Annotated in this window: 21 protein-coding genes and 1 tRNA gene; 6 read left to right on the forward strand and 16 right to left on the reverse strand. The window is 71.3% G+C overall.

The genetic code is table 11. The annotated features are described in order from the left end of the window. Positions 1 to 2: 2 nt before the first annotated feature. Together ABD286_RS11800 and ABD286_RS11805 are read left to right on the forward strand one after the other, a co-directional pair. On the forward strand, positions 3 to 1559 hold the full coding sequence (locus ABD286_RS11800) for a dolichyl-phosphate-mannose--protein mannosyltransferase (RefSeq protein ID WP_344193608.1): 1557 nt from the start codon (positions 3 to 5) through the stop codon (positions 1557 to 1559). A gap of 17 nt (positions 1560 to 1576) precedes the next feature. Beyond that, a complete protein-coding gene (locus tag ABD286_RS11805; RefSeq protein ID WP_344193610.1) occupies positions 1577 to 1837 on the forward strand; it encodes a hypothetical protein in 261 nt (86 codons plus the stop codon). 2 nt (positions 1838 to 1839) lie between these two features. Here the strand turns inward: ABD286_RS11805 and ABD286_RS11810 are convergent, their stop codons facing one another. The 3 genes from ABD286_RS11810 to ABD286_RS11820 form a co-directional block, all read right to left on the reverse strand. Beyond that, a complete protein-coding gene (locus tag ABD286_RS11810; RefSeq protein ID WP_344193612.1) occupies positions 1840 to 4074 on the reverse strand; it encodes a glycoside hydrolase family 31 protein in 2235 nt (744 codons plus the stop codon). 89 nt (positions 4075 to 4163) lie between these two features. Next, positions 4164 to 6230, reverse strand: a complete 2067-nt coding sequence (locus ABD286_RS11815; RefSeq protein WP_344193614.1) for an ATP-binding protein — start codon at positions 6228 to 6230, stop codon at positions 4164 to 4166. Position 6231: 1 nt separating this feature from the next. Further along, positions 6232 to 6660 (reverse strand): response regulator, encoded by a 429-nt coding sequence (locus ABD286_RS11820; protein ID WP_344193616.1) that lies wholly within the window; start codon positions 6658 to 6660, stop codon positions 6232 to 6234. A 497-nt stretch (positions 6661 to 7157) separates the two neighbouring features. Between ABD286_RS11820 and ABD286_RS11825 the strand changes: the two genes are divergently transcribed. Both ABD286_RS11825 and ABD286_RS11830 read left to right on the forward strand, forming a co-directional pair. Continuing rightward, complete coding sequence (locus ABD286_RS11825) at positions 7158 to 7883, forward strand: response regulator transcription factor (protein ID WP_344193618.1); 726 nt, start codon at positions 7158 to 7160, stop codon at positions 7881 to 7883. Continuing rightward, positions 7873 to 8115 (forward strand): hypothetical protein, encoded by a 243-nt coding sequence (locus ABD286_RS11830; RefSeq protein WP_344193620.1) that lies wholly within the window; start codon positions 7873 to 7875, stop codon positions 8113 to 8115. Before ABD286_RS11825 ends, ABD286_RS11830 begins: the two co-directional genes overlap by 11 nt. A 9-nt stretch (positions 8116 to 8124) precedes the next feature. Here ABD286_RS11830 and ABD286_RS11835 read toward each other — a convergent pair whose 3' ends face one another. The 5 genes from ABD286_RS11835 to ABD286_RS11855 all read right to left on the reverse strand — a co-directional run bounded on the left by ABD286_RS11835 (position 8125) and on the right by ABD286_RS11855 (position 11147). Then, positions 8125 to 8547: a response regulator transcription factor gene (locus ABD286_RS11835; protein WP_344193623.1), complete on the reverse strand. Its 423-nt coding sequence runs from the start codon at positions 8545 to 8547 to the stop codon at positions 8125 to 8127. A gap of 113 nt (positions 8548 to 8660) precedes the next feature. Next, entirely contained in the window at positions 8661 to 9614 is a 954-nt protein-coding gene (locus ABD286_RS11840; RefSeq protein ID WP_344193625.1) for a phosphotransferase, read from the reverse strand. Positions 9615 to 9677: 63 nt separating this feature from the next. Then, a complete protein-coding gene (locus tag ABD286_RS11845) occupies positions 9678 to 9998 on the reverse strand; it encodes a hypothetical protein (RefSeq protein ID WP_344193627.1) in 321 nt (106 codons plus the stop codon). Further along, the gene (locus tag ABD286_RS11850; RefSeq protein WP_344193629.1) at positions 9995 to 10438 is read right to left on the reverse strand and encodes a MarR family winged helix-turn-helix transcriptional regulator; all 444 of its coding nucleotides are present in this window, start codon (positions 10436 to 10438) and stop codon (positions 9995 to 9997) included. Before ABD286_RS11850 ends, ABD286_RS11845 begins: the two co-directional genes overlap by 4 nt. Before the next feature lie 256 nt (positions 10439 to 10694). Continuing rightward, complete coding sequence (locus ABD286_RS11855; RefSeq protein WP_344193631.1) at positions 10695 to 11147, reverse strand: response regulator; 453 nt, start codon at positions 11145 to 11147, stop codon at positions 10695 to 10697. A 321-nt stretch (positions 11148 to 11468) separates the two neighbouring features. On the opposite strand from ABD286_RS11855, the gene ABD286_RS11860 reads away from it, so the two are divergent. Beyond that, positions 11469 to 12377: a cation diffusion facilitator family transporter gene (locus ABD286_RS11860; RefSeq protein ID WP_344193633.1), complete on the forward strand. Its 909-nt coding sequence runs from the start codon at positions 11469 to 11471 to the stop codon at positions 12375 to 12377. A gap of 94 nt (positions 12378 to 12471) precedes the next feature. On the opposite strand, the gene ABD286_RS11865 is transcribed toward ABD286_RS11860, so the two are convergent. The 7 genes from ABD286_RS11865 to galU all read right to left on the reverse strand — a co-directional run bounded on the left by ABD286_RS11865 (position 12472) and on the right by galU (position 17613). After that, a tRNA-Ala gene (locus ABD286_RS11865) sits at positions 12472 to 12544 on the reverse strand. 180 nt (positions 12545 to 12724) lie between these two features. Next, positions 12725 to 13801: a hypothetical protein gene (locus tag ABD286_RS11870; protein ID WP_344193635.1), complete on the reverse strand. Its 1077-nt coding sequence runs from the start codon at positions 13799 to 13801 to the stop codon at positions 12725 to 12727. A 10-nt stretch (positions 13802 to 13811) separates the two neighbouring features. Beyond that, positions 13812 to 14474, reverse strand: a complete 663-nt coding sequence (locus tag ABD286_RS11875) for a GNAT family N-acetyltransferase (RefSeq protein ID WP_344193637.1) — start codon at positions 14472 to 14474, stop codon at positions 13812 to 13814. A gap of 19 nt (positions 14475 to 14493) precedes the next feature. Next, positions 14494 to 15006 carry a MogA/MoaB family molybdenum cofactor biosynthesis protein gene (locus ABD286_RS11880; RefSeq protein WP_344193639.1) on the reverse strand — a complete coding sequence of 171 codons (513 nt, stop codon included), beginning with the start codon at positions 15004 to 15006 and terminating at the stop codon, positions 14494 to 14496. Beyond that, positions 15003 to 15434, reverse strand: coding sequence for a cyclic pyranopterin monophosphate synthase MoaC (gene moaC, locus ABD286_RS11885; RefSeq protein ID WP_344193688.1), 432 nt, complete (start codon positions 15432 to 15434; stop codon positions 15003 to 15005). The genes ABD286_RS11880 and moaC overlap by 4 nt, the downstream gene beginning before the upstream one ends. Positions 15435 to 15475: 41 nt before the next feature. Further along, positions 15476 to 16696 (reverse strand): molybdotransferase-like divisome protein Glp, encoded by a 1221-nt coding sequence (gene glp / locus ABD286_RS11890; protein WP_344193641.1) that lies wholly within the window; start codon positions 16694 to 16696, stop codon positions 15476 to 15478. Beyond that, positions 16693 to 17613 carry a UTP--glucose-1-phosphate uridylyltransferase GalU gene (gene galU, locus ABD286_RS11895; RefSeq protein WP_344193643.1) on the reverse strand — a complete coding sequence of 307 codons (921 nt, stop codon included), beginning with the start codon at positions 17611 to 17613 and terminating at the stop codon, positions 16693 to 16695. The genes glp and galU overlap by 4 nt, the downstream gene beginning before the upstream one ends. A gap of 64 nt (positions 17614 to 17677) precedes the next feature. Between galU and ABD286_RS11900 the strand changes: the two genes are divergently transcribed. After that, the gene (locus ABD286_RS11900; protein WP_344193645.1) at positions 17678 to 18217 is read left to right on the forward strand and encodes a 5-formyltetrahydrofolate cyclo-ligase; all 540 of its coding nucleotides are present in this window, start codon (positions 17678 to 17680) and stop codon (positions 18215 to 18217) included. Here ABD286_RS11900 and ABD286_RS11905 read toward each other — a convergent pair. Further along, entirely contained in the window at positions 18214 to 20880 is a 2667-nt protein-coding gene (locus ABD286_RS11905) for a penicillin acylase family protein (RefSeq protein WP_344193647.1), read from the reverse strand. The genes ABD286_RS11900 and ABD286_RS11905 overlap by 4 nt on opposite strands. Between the last annotated feature and the right edge of the window lie 29 nt (positions 20881 to 20909).

Genomic DNA, 20909 nt, shown 5'->3' on the forward strand with positions numbered 1-20909 from the left:
GCATGACCCGGACCGACGAGCTGCGATCACGGCTGCTCGGGTTCCGGCCCACCGACACGTTGTGGGGCTGGCTCGGGCCGCTGTTCTTCGCCGTCGTCGGCGGCATCATGCGCTTCTGGTCGCTCGACCGGCCGCACCAGCTCGTCTTCGACGAGACGTACTACGTCAAGCAGGGCGTCTCGATGCTGGAGTACGGCGTCGAGATGCGCGTGCCCGACACCATCAAGAAGCCGGACGAGCTGTTCACCGCCGGCACCCCGGACGTGTTCGGCACCGAGGGCGACCTCGTCGTCCACCCCCCGGTCGGCAAGTGGGTCATCGCCGCCGGCGAGCAGCTGTTCGGGCAGACGTCGTCGTGGGGCTGGCGCTTCTCGGTGTGCGTCCTCGGCACGCTGTCGATCCTCATGATCGGTCGCGCCGCGCGGCGCCTGTTCGGGTCCTCGCTGCTCGGCACCATCGCCGCCTTCCTCGTGGCCTTCGAGGGCCACCACTTCGTCCAGTCCCGGACCGGCCTGCTCGACCTCATCGTCATGTTCTGGGCGCTCGCGGCCTTCTGCGCGCTGCTCATCGACCGCGACCGCTCGCGCGAGATCCTCGCCGAGAAGGTCGCCGCGCTCACGCCGCGCCAGCTCGCCACCGGCCTCGGCCCGTGGCTCGGGTGGCGGCCGTGGCGCTGGGTCGCGGCGGTCTGCCTCGGCCTCTGCGCCGGCACCAAGTGGTCGGGCCTGTTCTTCCTCGTGGCCTTCGGACTGATGACGGTGTGGTGGGACCTCGGGGCCCGCCGGGCCGCCGGGGTGCGGCACTGGTTCTCGTCGATGATCGTCAAGGACGGCCTGTGGGCCGCCCTGCTCATGGTCGGCACGGCCACCCTGACCTACCTCGTCTCCTGGGTCGGCTGGTTCCGGTCGAACCTCGGGTACGACCGCCTCTGGGGCGCGGCCCACCCGTCCCGGGACACCCCGTGGATCCCCGACTCGGTCCGCTCCCTGTGGCACTACCACCAGGAGATCTACACCTTCCACGTCAACCTCCACGACAACCACCCCTACCGGACCAACCCATGGTCATGGGTGATCCAGGGGCGCCCCACCTCGTTCTTCTACGAGGGGCCCAAGCAGGGCGAGGACGGCTGCACGGTCGCCCAGTGCTCCAAGGCGATCACCTCGATCGGCACCGTCTCGATCTGGTGGCTCGGGGCCGCGGCGATCCTCGTGCTGCTCTGGTACTGGCTGTTCAAGCGCGACTGGCGGGCAGGCGGCATACTCGCGGGTCTGGCCGGCGGCTACCTGCCGTGGTTCAGCCTCGAGGAGCGCACCATCTACTCCTTCTACACGGTCGCCTTCGAGCCGTGGATCATCTTCGCCGTGGTGTTCGTGCTCGGCCTCGCGCTCGGCAAGCGCACCGACTCCAAGCGACGGCGCGAGATCGGCCTCTACGTCGTGGGCGCCTACTGCCTGCTGACGCTGGTGCTCTTCGCGTTCTTCTGGCCGATCTACACGGCCCAGGTCATCCCGCAGAGCCAGTGGTCGCTGCGGATGTGGTTCCCCAGCTGGGTCTGACACGGCAGGCTGGGCCCGTGACGCGGTTCGAGTTCGCCCCGGGAACCGTGGGCATGATGGTCGAGGACGAGGACGTCGCCCGCCTCGACGCGGCGAACGCCGTCCTGCGGGCCACCGTCCGCGAGGTCCGCGACGCCATGGGCGGGGTCTCGCCCGACGAGGTCCACGCCGAGCTCGTCCGCCTCCTCGCTGACCGCGTCGGCACCGGGTTCGTCGTCCGCGACGCGGACCTCCGGGCCGATGCCGAGGCGATCAGCGAGGGCACCCTCTTCGGGTGAGTTCAGCGCGCGAGCAGCACCTCGGTCAGCGCACCGAGCAGGGCCGGTGACACCTCGAGCGCCTGGAGCGTCCCGATCGCCGCCGCCGGCGACGGCGCGGTCCGGATCGCCTCGTACGCGGCGCCCTTGAGCTCGAAGCCCATCTGTGCCCGGTCGAGGATGGCGAACGCCGCGGCCACCGGGTCGCCGTCGCCGGCCCCGACCAAGACGGTGTCGTACGCGCGGTCCTGCGGCAGGGTGTCGTCGTGCCCCTCCACGTCGTGCACCGTCACGGCACCCGACGCGTCGTCGTACGAGATCCGCGTGCGGGCCCACCGCTGGTCGTCGCGGTCCTCGACGAGGGTGAACTCGCCGTCCGCGCCGGGCACCACGCGCAGCTCGATCCGGCTCGCCGGGTCGGTGCCGCCGCCGAGGGCGTCCGCCGGCACGACGGGCAGGATCGTCCCCGCCCGTGCCAGGACCGGTATGGAGCCGAGGTCGCGGTGCAGGTGCAGGACCCGTCCGCCGCGGTAGCGCATGCCGGTGAACAGGTCGACCCACTCCCCCTCCGGCAACCAGGCCTTGACCCGGCCGAGCCCGGTCTCGGCGTCCGCCGGCGAGGTGATGGGGGCGACGAGCAGGTCGGTCCCGAACATGAACTGGTTGGGCACCGTCCACGCGTCCGGTTGGTCGGGGTGCTCGTAGTACATCGGCTCGACGATCGGACGGCCCTCGTGGGCGCGGACGTTCATCGTCGCGAGGTAGGGCAGCAGCTGGTGCCGCAGCCGCAGGAACTCGGTCATCACCTGCTGGGCCCGGGTGCCGAAGCGCCACGGCTCCTTGGTGTTGAACGGGTTGAAGCCGGAGTGCAGCCGGTTGATCGGCGAGAAGACCCCGAGCTGGACCCAGCGGGTCGCGAGCTCGTCGTCCTTGTACCCCTTGAAGTGACCGCCGATGTCGTGGCTCCACCAGCCGTACCCGGCGTTCGAGGCGGTCGCGGTGAAGTACGGCTGGAAGTCCAGCGACTCCCACGTGATCATCGTGTCGCCGGAGAAGCCGATCGGGTAGCGGTGGCTGCCGATCCCCGCGTACCTCGAGAAGGTCAGCGGCCGCTTGCCCGCGCGACCCGAGTCGAGGAAGTGGAAGTGGTTGAGCAGCCACAGCGGGTCGAGCCCGGGGACACGCGTGACGCCGCCCTGCTGCCAGTCCAGCCACCAGAAGTCGACGCCCTCGTCCTCGAGCGGGTGGTGCAGCTCCTCGAAGTACGCCTCGAGGAAGTCGGGGTCGGTCGGGTCGAACGGCACCGGTGTCTCCGACGCCGGGTCGATCCCGACCCGCTTCGCCAGGGCCGCGTACGCAGCCTCGTGGGCGTGCACCCCCTCGGCCGGGTGGACGTTCAGCGAGGTCGCGAGCCCGCGCTCGTGCAGCGCGGTGAGGAAGGCCTCGGGGTCAGGGAAGAGCTCGCGGTTCCACGTGTAGCCGGTCCAGCCGCTGCCGTACCTCGGGTCGATGTCGACGAGGTGCCAGTCCATGTCGATGACCCCGACGGAGAACGGGATCCCCTCCGCGGCGAACTTGTCCATGAGCCCGAGGTACTCGTCGGCGGAGTAGGGGTGGTAGCGGCTCCACCAGTTGCCGAGCGCGTACCGCGGCAGCAGCGGCGTCGGGCCGGTCAGCGTGTAGAGGACCTCGAGCGCACGGCGGTAGTCGCGGCCGTAGGCGAAGACGTAGAGGTCGAGGTTTCCCTTGCGGCGCGGAGTGATCCAGCCGTCCTCGGTCAGCAGGACGGACGCTGAGTCGTCGACCATCGCGATGCCGTCGTGCGCCATGATCCCGTCCTCGAGCGGGATCGCGCCGTCGACGTCGTCCAGGGTCCGGGCCGTGCCGCCGAGGTTGGGTGACGCGACGCCATACCTCCACACGCTGTCCTGCGAGTGGAAGCCGCCCTTGGCCCACACGGACAGGCCCTGGGTCGTGAACTCGCCCCCGTCGTAGGTCAGGTGGAAGCGCTCGGTGCTGATCTCGATGAGCCCGCCCTCCCCCTCGGCACCCGGCTCGCTCTCGGTCACCGTGAAGTCGCACGGCGGGAACGCCCGGTTGAGCACCGTCTGCGAAGCGCGGTCCTCGAACTCGCCCGTCGGGCTGTACTCGAGTCGCACGAGCCCGGCGTCCAGGACGGTGATCCGGTGGTGCTCGCCCTGCACGATGTTCGCGGGGTCGGCGATCGGGTGGGTGTCGAGCCGGAAGTGCTCTTTCACGGGGCTCCTGTTCGGAGTGGGCGACAACGGAGTGGCCCACTCTTCCGAGCGATGTGACGACAGACAAGCCCACCGGGCTCGAGGTGGACTCAGACCGAGCCGGCGTCCACCGAGGCCGGGTCGTTCAGCGGCAGGTTGAGGGTGAATGTCGACCCGAAACCCTCGACCGAGGCGGCCGACACGGCACCACCGTGCTGGCTCGCGATGCCGCGGACGATCGACAGCCCGATGCCGGTGCCCTGGATCGCCTGTCGCTGCGCGCTGCTGGAACGGAAGAAGCGGCTGAAGAGCTGGTCCTGCTCGTCCTCGGGGATGCCCATGCCGGTGTCCGACACCGACAGCATCGCGTTGGCCCCGCTGTGCGAGACCCGCACGGTGACGCTGCCGCCGTCGGGGGTGAACTTGATGGCGTTGCTCAGCAGGTTCATGACGAGGCGCTCGAGCTGTTCGGGGTCGGCGAGCACCGGAGTCGCCTGGCTGCCGACCTCCAGGTTCATCCGCAGGCGACGGTTGCGCAGCAACGGCGCCACCCCCTCGAGCGCCCCCTTGGCGGTGTCGCGCAGGTCGTGGGGGCGCAGGGTCGGGGCCGAGGCGCCGGACTCCAGCCGTGAGGCCGTCAGGAGGTCCTCTATGAGCACCATGAGTCGCTGGCCGTTGCGCCGGATTCGGCCGAGCATGTCGCGCTGGTCCGCGTTCACGTCGCCGCCGACACCGTCGAGGAGCATCTCGGTGTAGCCGACCACGCTCGTGACGGGGGTGCGCAGCTCGTGGCTGACCGAGGAGACGAACGTGGACTTGGCGTCGTTGAGGCGCTGCAGCTCGCGTACGGCGTCGCGTTCCTTGACCAGGGCGGCCTCCAGCAGCGCACGGGCTCCGTGCTGCTCGGTGGTGTCGACGAGCTGCGCGGTGAACATGAAGTGCTCGCCGTCGCGGTTGAGGGGTGACAGCACCAGCTCGACCCACCGGGACGGGTCGTCGGCGAGCTGGACCTCGCCACGCCACCCGTTGGTGGTCTCGGCCATGATCGCCAGCATGCCCTCGCGGACGTCCTGACGGCCGGGCTCGAGGAAGTGTTCCAACCAGTCGGCGTCGGACACGAGGTCCGAGCGCTCCTGGCGCAGCAGGCGGGCCGCGACGTCGTTGGCCTCGATGGCGACGGGGTAGGCGTCCTCGCACTTGAGGATGAACATGCCCAGCATGGCGTCGGCGAAGCCGTGCCGGAAGACCTGCTCGCTCTCGCTCACGCGCGCCAGCAGCGCGCGCCGCTGCATCACGGTGAGCGACAGCGGCAGCACGGTGAAGGCGCACACCACCAGGAATCCCTGGGTCAGCGAGGCGACCGTCTCCGGCCGGACCAGCTTGCCGCTGGGCTCGAGGGCGAAGGGACCCATCGCCTGTGCCGTGATCGTGATCGCGAGGAAGCCGACGACGAGCAGCTGGATGCAGGTGGTTCGCAGGGAGTTGCGCAGTGCGCTCCAGACGAGCACGGGGATCGCGGTGTACGCGACCGGCTGGCCGTTGCCCAGGCCGAACACGACCGAGGTGCTCACGACCACTCCGACCCACTGGATCACCCGCTCCCACCGTGGTCGGGGCACGAACCCACCGGTGTCGAGGAAGAGGGGCACCACGACGAGCAGCGCCGCCAGGTGCTGGGCCCCGACCGTGCGTGCGGTGGGGAAGAACGGCGACGGCGTGAAGGCGGTGGCGCTGAGTCCACCGATGATTCCCGCGATGCCCGCGCCCACGCTTGCTGCGAGCAACAGGCGCCAGAAGTCGTTCATCGTGCGCAGACGGCGACCCGGACCGCCGAACCCCAGCATGAGCAGTGCGACGACGGCTGCCTCGGCCATGTTGGCCACCGCGAACCCCCCGGCGCTCAGCGGCGGGCGTCCGCCGATGATGTTGACGACGAAGCAGGCCAGACCGACACCCGCCACCACCGCGACTCGCCGGCGACCCCTGGCCAGGAGCACTGCGCCGACGCTCACCCCCGCCGCGGGCCACCATGCCGCGACGGTGGAGCCGGGCGGCGAGAAGTGGACGGACGTCAGCATGAGCACGAAGACCAGGGCAAGCAGGGTCACGCCGACGACGACCTCGCGCGTCTGGTCCGGGATTCGGGACCAGCGACCCCGGAGGCCGTCGATGGTCATGTCAGCGCTCCCGCTGCAGCGGCAGGTCGGGGATGACGACCGGGGCCGGCGGCGGCAGCGTCGGCCGCTCGGTGAGCAGCTGCGCGACCACGGCCATGATGTGGGCAGGGCTGAACGGCTTGGTCACGTAGTGGTTGGCTCCGGCCAGGAGTCCCGCGTCGATCTCGAACGGTGACGTGCGCGAGCTGACGAGGATCACGGGCACGTGGACCAGGCGACGCTGGCGCCGGATCCACCAGCACACCTCGATGCCGCTCAGGCCGGGCATCTGCACGTCGAGCAGGATGACGTCGGGGGTCAGGGTCTCGAGCATCCGCACCGCCTCACGGCCGTCCTCGGCGAGAGCGGTCTGGGCGCCGGTCCGGCCGACGGCCAACGACAACAGGTCGCGGATGTCCGCGTCGTCGTCGGCGATCAGTGCGAGGGGCATGGCTCCGGATTCTCTCATCGGGGGTGCGGGGACGGGCTCGAGATGGCGGGGGGATTTCCATCACGAGCCCGTCCCGGGCAGGGGCGGCATCGAGGCGTGCAGGGGTATCGCCTCGTCGCCGCTCCGGGGATTCCCTCGAGCCGACCGGGGGACGTCGTCTCGAGCTCGACCGCGGAGTGGACCGGCTCGGAGAGTGCAGGGGGGTCTCTCCGAGCCGGTCCGGTCCTCAGGGTCCCGCAGGGGGGAAATCCGAGACCCTCTTGACCGGCACCATCCGGCGCCGAGGCCAATTCTGCGTCGGCGGGTGTGAAGGACGCGATGAGCAACCCGTGAAGTGCCGTGAAGATGGCGTGAAGATCGACGAAAGCACTGGTCATCACTGGTCACGGACCGCCACCGCCACCGACCACCGGCCTACCGAGGCAAAACGTGGGACACAGGGGCGACCTGCGACGAAGTTGGTACGCGATGTCCGTTCTGTCTCTAGACTTCCCGACATGGCTCGGCTCATGGTGGTCGATGACGAGGCGCAGATCGTGATGGCGCTGACCCGCGGTCTCGAGCGGGAAGGGTACGACGTCGACGTGTCCCGCAACGGCCTCGACGCCGTCTCCCTGGCCGCATCCGGTGCACCGGACCTGATCGTGCTCGACCTCAACCTCCCGGACATCGACGGCATCGAGGTCCTGCGACGAATCCGCTCCTGGAGCGCGGTACCCGTCCTCATCCTGTCCGGGGACGGGGAGGAGGAGCGCAAGATCGCCGCCCTGGACGAGGGCGCGGACGACTACCTCGAGAAGCCCTTCAGCCTCGGGGAGCTCCGGGCCCGGGTGCGCGCCCTGCTGCGGCGCGCCGGCGCCGCCCCGGACTCCGCCGTCATCAGCACCGACGGGCTCGACGTGGACCTGGCCATGAAGACCGTGGAGCTCGACGGCGCAGCGATGCGCCTCACCCCGACCGAGTGGCGGCTGCTGGAGCTCTTCGTGTCGCAGCCGGGCAAGCTGCTCACCCATCAGTGGCTGATCGCCCGCATCTGGGGTGCCGGGCACGGCGACGAGACCGTCCAGACCCTGCGTGCCCACCTGCGCTCCCTGCGCGCCAAGCTGGGGGACGACTCCAAGGAGCCCCGCTTCATCCGCACCGAGACGCGCATCGGCTACCGCTGGGTGCCTCCGGTCGCCACCAACGCCCCTGCGGGAGGTGCGAGCAACCATGGCGGCTGAGCCCGTGGACCACCGGGTCCGCAACACCCTCGCCGCCCTGCGCGGCTACCTCGAGCTGGCGAGGGAGGCGGCGGCAGGCAACGCCGGCCGGCCCGAGGACGTGGGCCGTGACCTCGAGGACGCCTTGGTCTCGTTGACCAGGCTCGAGCTCCATCTCGGGGTCCACGCCGACGACGGCACCGCCGGCCATGGAGAACCGGCCAGCGACGGAGCGACTCCCGGCGACCGCTGAGCCCCGGGCTCAGAGCTGGGTGGCCGTCGCGAACCGCTCGGGCAGGGGCAGGTCCGGCGCCTCGGAGCGGATGGCCCGTGCCACCACGGTCAGCAGGGCCCGCGTCTGGAACGGTTTGCGGACCACCGCGAAGGCGCCCGCCTCGAGCGCATCGACCTCGATCTCGCTCTCCACGGACGCCGTGAGCATGACCGCGGGCACCGTGGACCCGGCGCTGCGCATGGAGCCGAGCACCTCCATGCCGTCGACGTCGGGCATCCGCAGGTCGAGGATGAGGCAGTGGGGGTCGACGGTCGCGAGCGCCGCGAGCGCGTCGGCGCCGTTCCCTACCGTGGTGACCTGGGCGCCGACGTAGGAGAAGGTGCGCTCGATGAGGACGCGGATGTCCTCGTCGTCCTCCGCGATGAGGACGCGAACGTCCTGGCTCCCCACAGTCCGCGCTCCCCTTTGTCCTCGATCACGGCTTTTCTGCGCCCCGGAGAATTGTCACACAGCACGCAGCGACCCACAGAAGTTCGCTAACGGCGTCCGGCCTCTGGACTCCCTCACCCGGTCCCCGGCGCCACCACCGCCCGGAGCAGGCCGTCCAGCACGGCCCGGGTGTGCGGCTCGTCGAAGACCTCCGCGACCCAGGCGTGCGCGTCCTGCCTGCTCGGCGACCGGGGGTTGGGGCGGAGCCAGTCCGACGACGCCGTGGCCGTGATGTGGCCGAGCTGGGCGATGAGCATCGTGAAGTGGCCGCGACGACGGACAGCCCCTGGGCCGCCCGCGGCTCGGTAGGACTCGACCAGGGCTCGGGCCCGAGCCGGGTCGGACCGCCCGAACTCGAACACGACCGCCGCGAGCTCCATGCTCGGGTCGGCCGGACCGCTCTCCTCCCAGTCGATGACGCAGAGGCCACCGTCCGGAGTCGGCAGCAGGTTGTCGGCCCACAGGTCGCGGTGGCAGGTCCGCAGCACCTCGGGCGCCTCGATCCAGCCCTCGAGGGCGACGAGCTCGTCGCGCAGCCGCGCGAGGTCGCCGGCAAAGGGCGCCCCAGCGGCGGCGAGCTCCTCGACCAGGTCGTCCCAGCGGGCCGCACCCACGGGCTCGTGCGACCACGGGTCGGCGGGGCCGTCGGCCGGGACGTCCAGCCGGTGGATCGCGGCGACGACCTCGCCGACGGCTGCGGGGTCGAGCAGGGGATCCGGCGGACCGAGGTCCACCCAGGAGTGCACCCGGACCAGCTCGGTCGCGCCGACCCGGCCGAGGACGGCGCCCTCACGCGTGCGACGCAGCTCCGGCGTCGGCACGCCGGCAGCGTGGGCCGCCTCCTGGAAGGCCGCGGACGCGGCAATGCCCGGCTCGCTCACCGCACCGAAGGCGACCTTGACGGCCCAGGCACCCTCGGTGGTGTCGAGGCGCCATACCTCCCCCTGCTTGCCGCGGGCCACGGGACCGGTCGACGACGACCGCACCCGACCCAGGTCGAAGCAGCGCGCGACCTCGGCGGAGTCCACGCACCCACTGGAGCACACGGACCACCCCGTGCACCAGCGCCGCCCACGGGCGGGCGGAGGGTGCTAGAGCTCTTGGGCGTCCTTGCGCTCCCGGTCGGAGCCGATGGTCACGGTCCAACCGGTGCCGCACGCGAAGCACTTGAACCCGGGGTTGTCCCGCCGGATCGAGCTGCCCTGCCCACGGTTCGCGACCTGGACGACCGTCGTCTTCTCGCTGCCGCACGAAGGGCAGTGCACGAGCTCGTCATCGGCTCGGGCCATGGACTCGGCGCGGGACTCGCTCTCGCTCTCGGACTGCCTCGCCCCCCACGACATGGAGGCCCGGGGGTCGGAGGCCCTGTTCTGGCCCTTGTCCTCCGGGACGCTTGAACGGTGCGGCGTCATGACGACTCCACAGACATGCGCAGGACGAGCGAGTGCAGGGTGTCGCGCAGGTCGCCGAGGTCCTCACCGCACAGTCCGGTCTGGTCGACGACGTCGTACTGCGCGCGGGAGGCGTCGAACTCGAGCGCGCGACCCTTCTCCGTGAGGGCGACGTTGACGACGCGGCCGTCGCCGCCGTCGACACGGCGGTGCACCAGCCCGGCCTTCTTAAGGCGCGCGACCATGGGGCTCAGCGCGTGCGGGGTGAGCTGGAGCCGTCCGGCGATGTCGCCGATCGGGCGCCCGTCGGACTCCCAGAGCACGAGCATGACGAGGTACTGCGGGTACGTCAGGCCGATGCTCTCGAGCAGGGGCCGGTAGGCGCGGGTGATCTGGTTGGTCGCCGCATACAGGGCGAAGCACAACTGGTCGTCGAGGCGAAGATTGGTGGGTGTGGTCACTGACGCTCCTAGGGACAGCACCGAAATATAGATCACGCGCGATGCTTTTCCCACATCGGCGCAGGCTGCGCTGCTGCGACCTCGGGTCGGCGAGGGTCACAAGTGGGTCAACTTCTGTCCCGACATGCGTCGGGACGCTTCCCCTCTCGACCCCTCGGGCTCCACACTGAGCCTGCCGCCGACGCGGGATCAGCATCCGGGGGGATGGCTGATCCCGCGGCGGCACCATCATGTCCGGGCCGCGCGACCGGCAGGCTCAGCGAGCTGGGCCGAACTCCGGGATGACGACAGCCGTGGGTGCGCGCAGCGCGGTCGGGGCGGTGGAGCGGCTGTACCGGTACTGGGCGATCACGCCGGAGATGTGGGCCGGCGTGAAGGGCTTGGTGACGTAGTGGTTCGCGCCGGCGAGCAGTCCGGCATCGATCTCGAACGGCGACGTGCGCGCGCTCACGAGCACCACGGGGACGTGCGCGAGGTGGCGCTGGCGGCGGATCCACCAGCACACCTCGATCCCGCTCAGCCCGGGCATCTGCACGTCGAGCAGGATGATGTCGGGGTGCAGGGACTCCAGGAGGTGCACGGCCTGTCGACCGTCCTCGGCCAGGACCGGATCCAAGCCCGATCCCTGCGCCGCCATCGCCAGCACGTCGCGGATGTCCGAGTCGTCATCGGCGATCAGTGCCTGCGGACGTGCGCCCTGGGCCTTCACCCGTCGGTCGCGCGACGCGCGCAGGAGAGATCCGCGGCCCTCGAAGGAACCAGTGATGACATCGCGACCACGCCTCCCTCGACGCTGCTGACAGGAGACACCCGAATCTACCGTCGCGCCCCGCGTCGTGAGGCGGTAATGGCGAATCCGCCACCGCCGACACCGAAACGAGATGCGCAGGTGCCACCGACCGCACTCTCGTTGCCCTGCTCCGGCTCCCTATAGTCGCCACATGGACGTTCTGGCCGCCGCCGAGAAGCTCCTCGCCGCGACCGGTGACACGACCGCCCTCTGCCCCCGCTCCTGCGATCAGGTGACGTCGTGAGCGGCCACAGCCACACGGGCCCTGCAGGCCATGCCGGTGGCGCCCACCGGTGGCGGCTCCAGCTCGCGTTCGTCCTCGTCGCAGGGTTCTTCCTCGTCGAGCTCCTCACCGCTCTGACCTCGGGGTCCCTGGCCCTGCTGTCCGACGCCGGGCACATGGCTGCCGACGTCGTCGCCCTCGGCGCCGCCCTCGTGGCGACGCGCATCGCGACCCGCAGGGACACCACCGGCAGGCGCACCTTCGGGTCCTACCGCGCTGAGGTGTTCGCCTCCGGCCTGGCCGTCCTGCTCATGCTCGGGGTGTCGGTGTACATCGCCGTCGAAGCACTGCGACGCCTCGGCGACAGCGCCGAGGTGGCCTCCACCCCGATGCTGGTCGTCGGCGGCCTCGGCCTGGTCGTCAACGTCATCGCCCTGCTGCTCCTGCGCGGCGGCGCCGGGGAGTCGCTGAACGTCAAGGGCGCCTACCTCGAGGTCGTCGCCGACACCGTCGGGTCCGTCGGCGTCATCGCCGCGGGCGTCCTTGTCGGCGCCACCGGCAACGCGTGGTGGGACACCGCGATCGCGTTGGCGATCGCCGCCTTCGTCGCCGTCCGCGCCGTCCTGCTCGGACGGGAGGTGCTGGCCGTCCTGGGCCAGCACGCCCCGAACGGGCTCGCCCCCGACGACGTCACCGACGCACTGGCCGCGGTCCCCGGCGTCACCGACGTCCACGACCTGCACGTGTGGACCCTCACGTCCGGCATGAACGTGGCCACGGCCCACCTCATGACCGGCGCCGGGGCCGACGCCCACACCGTCCTGGACGACGCCCGGTCGGTGATGCGCACCCGGTTCGGCGTCGAGCACGCCACCCTGCAGGTCGAACCCGACACCCACACCGGGTGCAAGGAGGTCACGTGGTGACCACCCGGGCCGCGTGACCGGCTGACGCGGCCGGGGAACCAGGGAACCCCGCCTGTCCGGCGTCGAGACGCGGTCAGACGGGGTTCCGATGGGGTGGAGCTGAGGGGATTCGAACCCCTGGCCTTCTCATTGCGAACGAGACGCGCTACCAACTGCGCCACAGCCCCTTGATGCGGACGAAACGATAACACCAGCACCGCCGTTGACGGAAAACGGCACCCGGTATGGCGCGGCTGCACCTGCGAGGGTCCGTCCCGACCGTGGGTGGACAAGGCGTCGGACCGGGTGCGTCGGCAGCAGACGGCCGGAGCGGACGGCTGGAGCGGACCAGGTGGGGACGGGCAGGCTCAGCCGCCGGCGACGCGGCGGACCGGCTCCTGCTCGTACCGGGCGTACTCGGTGTCGGCGTCGCCCACGAGGTCGGCAGAGGTCGGCGCCGGGCGGGTCGCCCGCGACTTCATCGTGTACGTGGGGCGTGGGACGGGCACCGGGTCCCAGGTGAGCGGGATGTCGTCCTCATCGACCAGCGGTCGGGGCGCGACGACGGCTGCTGCGGCCGGGACGGCCTCGGCCGGAGCCACCGGGGCGGGCGCGGGTGCGGGTGCAGCGAGGCCGCGCTCGACCTCCTGCACGTCGTACAGCTCGCCACGGACCCGCTCCGCGACCGGCTCACCCTCGTCCAAGGACGGCGCAGAGGCACCGACGGACGGACTCGAGGAGTGGGCGGGCGTCGTGGCCTCACGGCGCGCGCCACTCTGCGAGGCGGGACGAGCACCGGCGTTGGGCGCGTGGCGGGGGGCCGAGCGCTCCTCGCGCCCGCGGGCAGGGCCGTTGTCGGCGCGACGCGCCTCGCGGCGGGCGGACTGCTCGGCGGCGACGGCCTGGCGGAGCCAGACGACCGCCCCGGCGGCCACGGCCAGCGGCACCAGGACGCCGAACCACGGGACGACGCCGAAGGCCGCCAGCGGCAGGGCGACGACGAAGGCGGCCAGTGCCGCGAGCAGCGTCAGGCCGCGGACCGCGCGAGCCGGGCGGACGACCGCTTCCGACTCGACGTCCCAGCTGTGGCCGTCGTCGTGCGCGCCGTCGGTGGCGGGGTCCCAGCCGCCGGAGAGCTCGGCGGGAGCCGCGCCCGGCGTGACGGCACCGGCCGGGGTCATCGTGAAGGTCGTGGTCTCGGCGCGCTTGACGAGGACCTGGGCGCGGACCGAGCGGGCCGGGCTCACGGCATACGAGGGACGCGCGGGAGTGGAGAGGTCCGTGACGGGCAGCGGGGAGCGGCGCTCGAGGACCCGCATGGTCTCGGAGAACTGGTCGACGGACTGGGCGGTGGCGAGGTGCTCGCGGCGACGGACCCAGTACTGCACGAAGTAGGCAGCCCAGACGGCGATGATGACGAGGAAGATGAGACTGCTGGGCTGCACGGACACGACGTTATGTCCCGTGTGCGGGACCCTCGGGGACGTGGGGCGGTGTGTCGCCAATGTGACTGGTGTGATTGGTGTGCAATCGCTCCACGAGCGTCTGGCCGGCGAGGTCCTCGACCGTCAGCGCGAACGTCCGGTGGTCGCGCCACTGCCCGTCGATGTGCAGGTATGCAGCCCGCTGACCTTCGTCGCGGAAGGCCAGCTTGCGCACGACCGCAAGGCTGTTCGCGTTCTCCGGGCGGATGTTGACCTCGAGCCGGTGCAGCCCCATCGGGCCGAGCGCATGGTCGCCCGCCAGCGCCAGGGCGAGCGGCACGATGCCGCGGCCGGCGACCGAGCGGTCGATCCAGTAGCCCGCCGAAGCCGACAGCAGCGATCCCCAGGAGATGCCGAACAGCACCACCTGGCCGACGATCCGGCCCTCGGTGCGGATGGTGAACGGCATCATCCGGCCGGCCCGGCCCTCGCGGTTGTAGTGGCGGACGAGGCCGCCGAAGGACACCGGGCGGGGGTCGCTCTCCGGGGCCGTGGCCTCCCACGGCCCGAGCCACTCCCGGTTGAGCGAGCGGACCCGCATCCAGTCGCGACGGTCGCGGCGTCGCAACGGGTCGAGCAGCACGTCCTGGCCCGCCCCGGTCCGGCCATGCAGCTCGACGGGCCAGGCAGCCATCAGGCGGTCCGCACCGACATCAGTGGTCGCCGCCGCGGATCTGCGAGAGGGCGTGCCGCAGAACGGGTTCCAGCACGGCGAGCCCGTCCTTCACCCCGCCGGTGGAGCCGGGCAGGTTGACCACGAGCGTGGACCCGGAGATCCCGGCCAGGCCGCGCGAGAGCATGGCCGTCGGGACACCCGCGCCCACGCCGGCGGCCCGGATCGCCTCGGCGATGCCGGCGACCTCGCGGTCGAGCAGCGGCCTGGTCGCCTCGGGCGTGCCGTCGGTGGGCGACAGCCCGGTCCCCCCGGTCGTCAGCACGAGGTCAGGGCTCCCGGCCAGCGCGGCCTCGAGGGCCTCGGCGACGCTCGGGCCGTCGGGGACGACCGTCGGCTCACCGACGTCGAACCCCCACTCGCGCAGGGCCGTCACGATGAGCGGGCCACCGCGGTCGGGGTAGACACCGTTCGCCGCACGGGTCGAGCAGGTGATGACGACGGCACTCGGGGCGTCGGGCACTCCCCCGGTGGCCTGCGTCGGGTCGCTCATCGCTGCTCCACCCAGTCGCCGGAGCGGCCGCCGGACTTGGCGGTGACCCTGACATCGGTGATGCGCGCGTGCTTGTCGACCGCCTTGACCATGTCGATGAGGGCGAGGGCTGCGACGGCGACCGCCGTCAGGGCCTCCATCTCGATGCCGGTCCGGTCGGCGGTACGGACGGTCGCCACGATGTCGACGCCGTCGTCGGCCACGTCGAGGTCGACCGTGATGCCGTGGACCGCGATCGGGTGGGCGAGCGGGATCAGCTCCGGGGTGCGCTTGACCGCCTGGATGCCGGCGATCCGGGCCACCGCGAGCGCATCGCCCTTGGGGACGTCGCCGTCACGCAGGGCATCGACAGCCTTGCGGGACAACAGGACCCGGCCGGCTGCACTGGCCTCGCGGGCCGTGACCTCCTTGGCCGACACGTCGACCATGTGGGCCGACCCGTCGTCGCGGACGTGGGTCAGGCGGCTGCTCACTGGCCGTCCCTGCCGAGCAGGGGGAGGCACTCGAGCGAGTCACCCTCGTCGACCTCGACGACGTCGGGCGGGATGACCGCGAGCGCGTCGGCAGCGGCGAGGGCGCCGAGCATGTGCGACCCCTGGCCACCGGCCAACCGGGCACGGTCGTCGTCGAGGATCACGCGCACGAACTCCATCTTCCCCGGCACGGACCTGAAGGACTCGGCTGCGACTGCCGGCACGTAGCCCGGGGGGAACGACGGCTCGGGCCGCCCCGCCATCGCCCGCAGCGCCGGTGCGACGAAGACGTGGAAGGACACGAGGGCGCTGACAGGATTGCCGGGCAGGGTGAAGACCGGCACCTCGTCGTCGCCGAGCACCCCGAACCCCTGCGGCATGCCGGGCCGCATCGCCACCTTGTCGAACTGCACCGTCCCGACCCGGGACAGCACCTCCTTGACGGTGTCGAAGGCCCCCATCGAGACGCCGCCGGTCGTGATGATCGCGTCGGCTCGCACGAGCTGTCCCTCGAGGGTGTCCATCAGGGTGCGGGCGTCGTCAGCCACTCCCCCGACTCGGTACGGCGTGGCCCCCACCGAGGTCACGGCGGCCGTGAGCATCACCGAGTTGGAGTCGACGATCTGGCCGAACCCGGGCTTCTGCCCGACCTCGACGAGCTCGTCACCGGTGGAGATCACGACCACCCGGGGGCGGGGGACGACGCGGACCCGCGAGACCCCGGAGGCGGCGAGCAGGGCGATCTGGCCGGGGCCGAGCAGCGTGCCGCGCCGGAGCACGACGACCCCCTCCTCGACGTCCTCGCCGACCTCGCGCACGTGCTGGCCCACGACGGAGGCCGCCCTGATGGCGACCTTGACCACGCCACCGTCGGTGTTCTCGACCACGACGACGGCGTCGGCGCCCCGCGGCATCGGGGCACCGGTCATGATCCGCATCGTCTGGCCCTGGGCCAGGGACAGGGCGTTGGTGTTGCCGGCCGCGATGTCGTTGACGACGGGCAGGACGACGGGGTGCTCGGCACTGGCGCCCACGACGTCCGCCGCGTGCACGGCATACCCGTCCATCGCTGAGTTGGTGAAGCCGGGGAGCGACCCGCGCGCGGTCACGTCCTCGGCGAGGACGCACCCCTGGGCGTCGAGCACACCCTGCTCGAACGGCCTGATGACCTTGACGGTCTCGAGGATCCGGGTGAGGTGCTGCTCGACGGAGATCACTTCGAGGAGGCCTTCGCGTCGCGGCGGTCAGCCGCGAACTCGTCGAGCCAGCCACCGAAGTCGGCACCGAGCTCGGCGTGGTCGAGGCCGAGGCGGACGACCGCCTTGAGGTAGTCGAGCCGGTCCCCGGTGTCGTAGCGGCGGCCGCGGAAGACGACGCCGTGCACGCCCCCACCGGGCTCGGAGGACGCGGCCAGCGTCTGGAGGGCATCGGTCAGCTGGATCTCGCCACCCCGACCGGGAGGCGTCTGCTCGAGCACACCGAAGACGGACGGGTCGAGGATGTAGCGACCGATGACCGCGAGGTTGCTCGGGGCCTCGGAGGGGTCGGGCTTCTCGACGAGCCCGGTGATGCGCACGACGTCCCCGTCGACCTCGTCGACCGCGGCGCAGCCGTACAGGTGGACCGACTCCGGCGGCACCTCCAGGAGGGCGACGACGCTGCCGCCCTTCTCCTCACGGACGCGGAGCATCTCCTCGAGGAGGTGGTCACGCGCGTCGATGAGGTCGTCGCCGAGCAGGACGGCGAACGGGTTGTCGCCGACGTGCTCCTTGGCGACGTGGACGGCGTGGCCCAGACCCTTGGGCTGGCCCTGGCGCACGAAGTGCACCTTCATGGCAGCCGACTCACGGACCCGCTCGAGGCGGAAGGTGTCGCCCTTGGCCTCGAGGGCCTGCTCGAGCTCCCACTGGTGGTCGAAGTGGTCCTCCAGCGCCGCCTTGTTGCGCCCGGTGATGATCAGGACGTCGTCGAGCCCGGCTCGGACCGACTCCTCCACGACGTACTGGATCGCGGGCTTGTCCACGACCGGGAGCATCTCCTTGGGCGTGGCCTTGGTGGCCGGGAGGAAGCGGGTCCCGAGTCCAGCTGCGGGAATCACGGCCTTGGTGACAGGTCGGGCGGGCTGGCTGCTCATGCGTCCCACCCTATTCGGCCCGGGCCCTCGCGGCTCGACCACCGGTGCGGGCACGATGGTTCCCGTGGACAAGGTCACCGTGCGGTCGAGCCTGCGTGCGCTGCGTCGCGACCGGGTGCCGGGGCGGGACCGTGCCGCGGACGCCGAGGCCCTCGCGCTCGGCGCCCTCCAGGCCGCCCGCGAAGCCGGCGTCGGCCGCGGTGACTGGGTCGCGGCATACGAGGCCATGCCGACCGAACCCCCCACGCAGGGGTTGGTCGAGGCGTTCCTGGCCCGCGGGGTCCGGGTCATGGTCCCGGTGACCCTCGAGGACTGGGACCTGGACTGGCGCGAGGTGGGCAGCGAGGTGCCGCTGGGGGTCGAGGCGGTCGGGCGGGCGGTGGTCGTCTTCGTCCCGGCCCACGCCGTCGACACCCGCGGCACCCGCATCGGGCAGGGCAAGGGCTGCTACGACCGGGCCCTGCCCCGCACCGCCGCCACCCTCGTGGCCGTGGTGCACCCGTGGGAGCTCCTCGACGAGGACCTCCCGCACGAGGCCCACGACCGGGCCGTCGACGCGGTCATCGCCGCCGGCACCGGCCTGCGCCGGTTGGACGGACGCTAGTTCGTGCTGCCCGGGACGAGGACGAGCTCGTCCCCGCCGGCCTCGTCGACCGCCTTGCTGGAGAAGGGCCAGTCGTAGAGCTCGTTCTTCGCCCACGCCTTCGACTGGTCGTTGTAGTGGTCGGAGAACGCGTGACCGCTGTTGCCCGTCTGGTTGACCCAGCGCGAGCGGTCGAGGTTCGAGAAGTCGACGACCATCCGCATCGACGGCGCCCAGTTGACCTTGAACGCCTTGGAGCGGTTGGCGTCGTCGAGGCCCTGGCTGGCGTCCCAACCGTTGGCGTTGACGATCGCGGAGCCACCGGGGAGCTCGATGGGGCCACGGTTGAACAGCGTGCGGACCAGGCCGGGCACGTCGTCGCCGCCGAGCACCTGGTGCTCGAGGGTCAGCGTGTGCAGTTGCCCCCACTGCCAGTCCGAGGGGTCCTTGCCGAGCTCGCGGGTCAGGTCGAGGCGGGCGTCGACCAGGGCCTTGCGCAGGATCTCGGACTGGCCCTCGGCCACGCCGGCGGTCCGCTTGTCGTCCCACCACGCCGACCGCGGCTTGGTGAGCAGCTGGGTCATGGCCTGCATCCACTGGCCGCCGCCGTTGGCGCGCAGGTCCTTGGGCAGCTCGTCGTTGAACGTCAGGTCGAGCAGGCTGGACCACACCGCGTTGTAGTAGGCCGCGGCCGCTCCGGCGTCGCTGCCACCGACGGGCATCGTGTAGTCCCAGTCGCGCAGGAGGTCCTGGGCCTGCTTGGTGAAGTCGTCGCCGCCGAGGTCCACCTTGAGCAGCGCCTTGACCAGCGTCGGGGCGAACTGGCTGCGGGCGTCACCCTGGATCTGCGACATCGCCGCAGGGGTGACCCTGGTGTTCTTCTCCAGCAGCGTGCGGATGCGCTGGCTGCGGAAGCCGTAGTCCCATTCGGTCGTGAGGAACGGCGAGCCGCTCTCGGTGACCGCCTGGTTGGCCGCGACGATGAACCCCTCGCTGGGGTTGAGCGTCCACGGCATCTCCTCGAACGGCACCGTGCCCTTCCAGTCCCACGAGGAGACCCAGCCCGGACGGATCCAGAAGCCGGGCGCGCTCTCCATGTACCGGCTGCGGATCGGTATGGAGCCGGGGGCCTGGTAGCCGATGTTGCCGGCGGTGTCGGCGTAGAGGAGGTTCTGCGACGGGACGGCGAAGTCACGAGCCGCCTCGCGGAACTGCTCGAAGTTCTGGGCGGTGTTGAGACCGAAGATCGCGTCCGCGGTCTGGTTGACCTCGATGCCGGTCCACTGGAGGGCGACCTCGTAGTCACCGGGACTCGTGCGGCCGTTGACCGGCGGGCTGTCGCCGGCCTCGGCCACCTTGTCGAGGGCATCGGACAGCAGCGGGCCGTGGGTGGTGCTGCGCACGGTGATCGTCTGCTCGCCCCCACCGCCGATCTTGATCGTCTCGGTGCGCATGGTCAGCGGCTCCTGCTTGCCGTCGCGCAGGTAGGTGCTGCCACGCACCTGCTCGAGGAAGAAGTCGCTGACGTCGGGACCGAGGTTGGTGAAGCCCCAGCCGATCGACTGGTTGTGGCCGATGACGACACCCGGCAGGCCCGCGAACGAGTAGCCGGCCACGTCGAACGGGCAGCTGCTGTTGACCGACCGGCAGTGCAGGCCGACCTGGTACCAGATGCCGGGGATGCTGACGCCGAGGTGAGGGTCGTTGGCGAGCAGGGGCTTGCCGGTGCTGGTCCGCGAACCGGCCACCACCCAGGAGTTGGAGCCGATGCCGTCGCCGCGTCCCATCGTGACCGGGACCGAGTCCAGGGCCTTGGCCACCGCGGCATACGCCTGCTGCGCAGCCGGGCTGGTCTGGGCGGCGAGGTCGGGGTCGGACTTCACCGGGGACTTCACCGGGGACTTCACCGGGGTCTTCGCGAACGGGAGCGCGCTGTTGGCCGAGCCGTTGGTGGCGTTCGAGGTCGTCGAGGACCAGTCGCGGCCGGAGAGGATCGGCTTGTTCGTGGCGTAGGGGTAGGGCGGGTAGAGCTCGTTGATCTGGCTGAGCGACATCGTGCCGGCGAGGCGGGCGCGCATCAGCTCGTCGCTGTAGTCGCCACGCAGGTCCCAGGCCATCGCCTTGAGCCACGCGAGGGAGTCGGCCGGCGTCCAGTCCTCCACGCGGTAGTCGGGCACCTGCTGGCCGAGCACGACGTACTCCAGCGCCATCTTCGAAGGGCTGCCCTGCTGGTGGATGTAGGCGTTGACGCCGTCGGCGTAGGCCTGCAGGTAGCGGCGGGTCTCGGGCTTGAGAGTCGGCAGCTCGGCCTCGGCGACGCGGCGCCAGCCGAGCGTCCGGATGACGCGGTCGGTCTCGAGGCCGCCCTCGCCGACGAGCTCGGACAGGCGCCCGGAGGTGATGTGGCGCCGCAGGTCCATCTCGAAGAAGCGGTCCTGGGCGTGGACGAAGCCCTGCGCGCGGAACAGGTCGTCGGCAGTGTCGGCGTAGATCTGGGGGATGCCCTGGTCGTTGCGGACGACGTCGACCTTGCCCTGCAGGCCGGGGACCCTGACCTCCCCCTCGGTGACGGGGAACGGACGCCTCACCCACGTCACCGCGAGAACCGCGACTATTCCGAGGACGACGACCAGGAGGGCCGCCACGGCGATGGCTATGCGGCGGGCAAGAATGACGCGGGACACCCTGCGAGACTATCCGCACCACTGACAGG

This window comes from Pedococcus aerophilus (assembly GCF_039532215.1).
Lineage (GTDB): Bacteria > Actinomycetota > Actinomycetes > Actinomycetales > Dermatophilaceae > Pedococcus > Pedococcus aerophilus.

What these genes read in the sequence shown, in the direction of transcription:
- ABD286_RS11800 (WP_344193608.1), top strand. Translation starts at nt 3, where the DNA reads ATGACCCGGACCGACGAGCTGCGATCACGGCTGCTCGGGTTCCGGCCC.
- ABD286_RS11815 (WP_344193614.1), bottom strand. Translation starts at nt 6,230, where the DNA reads ATGACCATCGACGGCCTCCGGGGTCGCTGGTCCCGAATCCCGGACCAG.
- ABD286_RS11820 (WP_344193616.1), bottom strand. Translation starts at nt 6,660, where the DNA reads ATGCCCCTCGCACTGATCGCCGACGACGACGCGGACATCCGCGACCTG.
- ABD286_RS11825 (WP_344193618.1), top strand. Translation starts at nt 7,158, where the DNA reads ATGGCTCGGCTCATGGTGGTCGATGACGAGGCGCAGATCGTGATGGCG.
- ABD286_RS11830 (WP_344193620.1), top strand. Translation starts at nt 7,873, where the DNA reads ATGGCGGCTGAGCCCGTGGACCACCGGGTCCGCAACACCCTCGCCGCC.
- ABD286_RS11845 (WP_344193627.1), bottom strand. Translation starts at nt 9,998, where the DNA reads ATGACGCCGCACCGTTCAAGCGTCCCGGAGGACAAGGGCCAGAACAGG.
- ABD286_RS11875 (WP_344193637.1), bottom strand. Translation starts at nt 14,474, where the DNA reads ATGGCTGCCTGGCCCGTCGAGCTGCATGGCCGGACCGGGGCGGGCCAG.
- ABD286_RS11880 (WP_344193639.1), bottom strand. Translation starts at nt 15,006, where the DNA reads ATGAGCGACCCGACGCAGGCCACCGGGGGAGTGCCCGACGCCCCGAGT.
- moaC (WP_344193688.1), bottom strand. Translation starts at nt 15,434, where the DNA reads ATGGTCGACGTGTCGGCCAAGGAGGTCACGGCCCGCGAGGCCAGTGCA.
- galU (WP_344193643.1), bottom strand. Translation starts at nt 17,613, where the DNA reads ATGAGCAGCCAGCCCGCCCGACCTGTCACCAAGGCCGTGATTCCCGCA.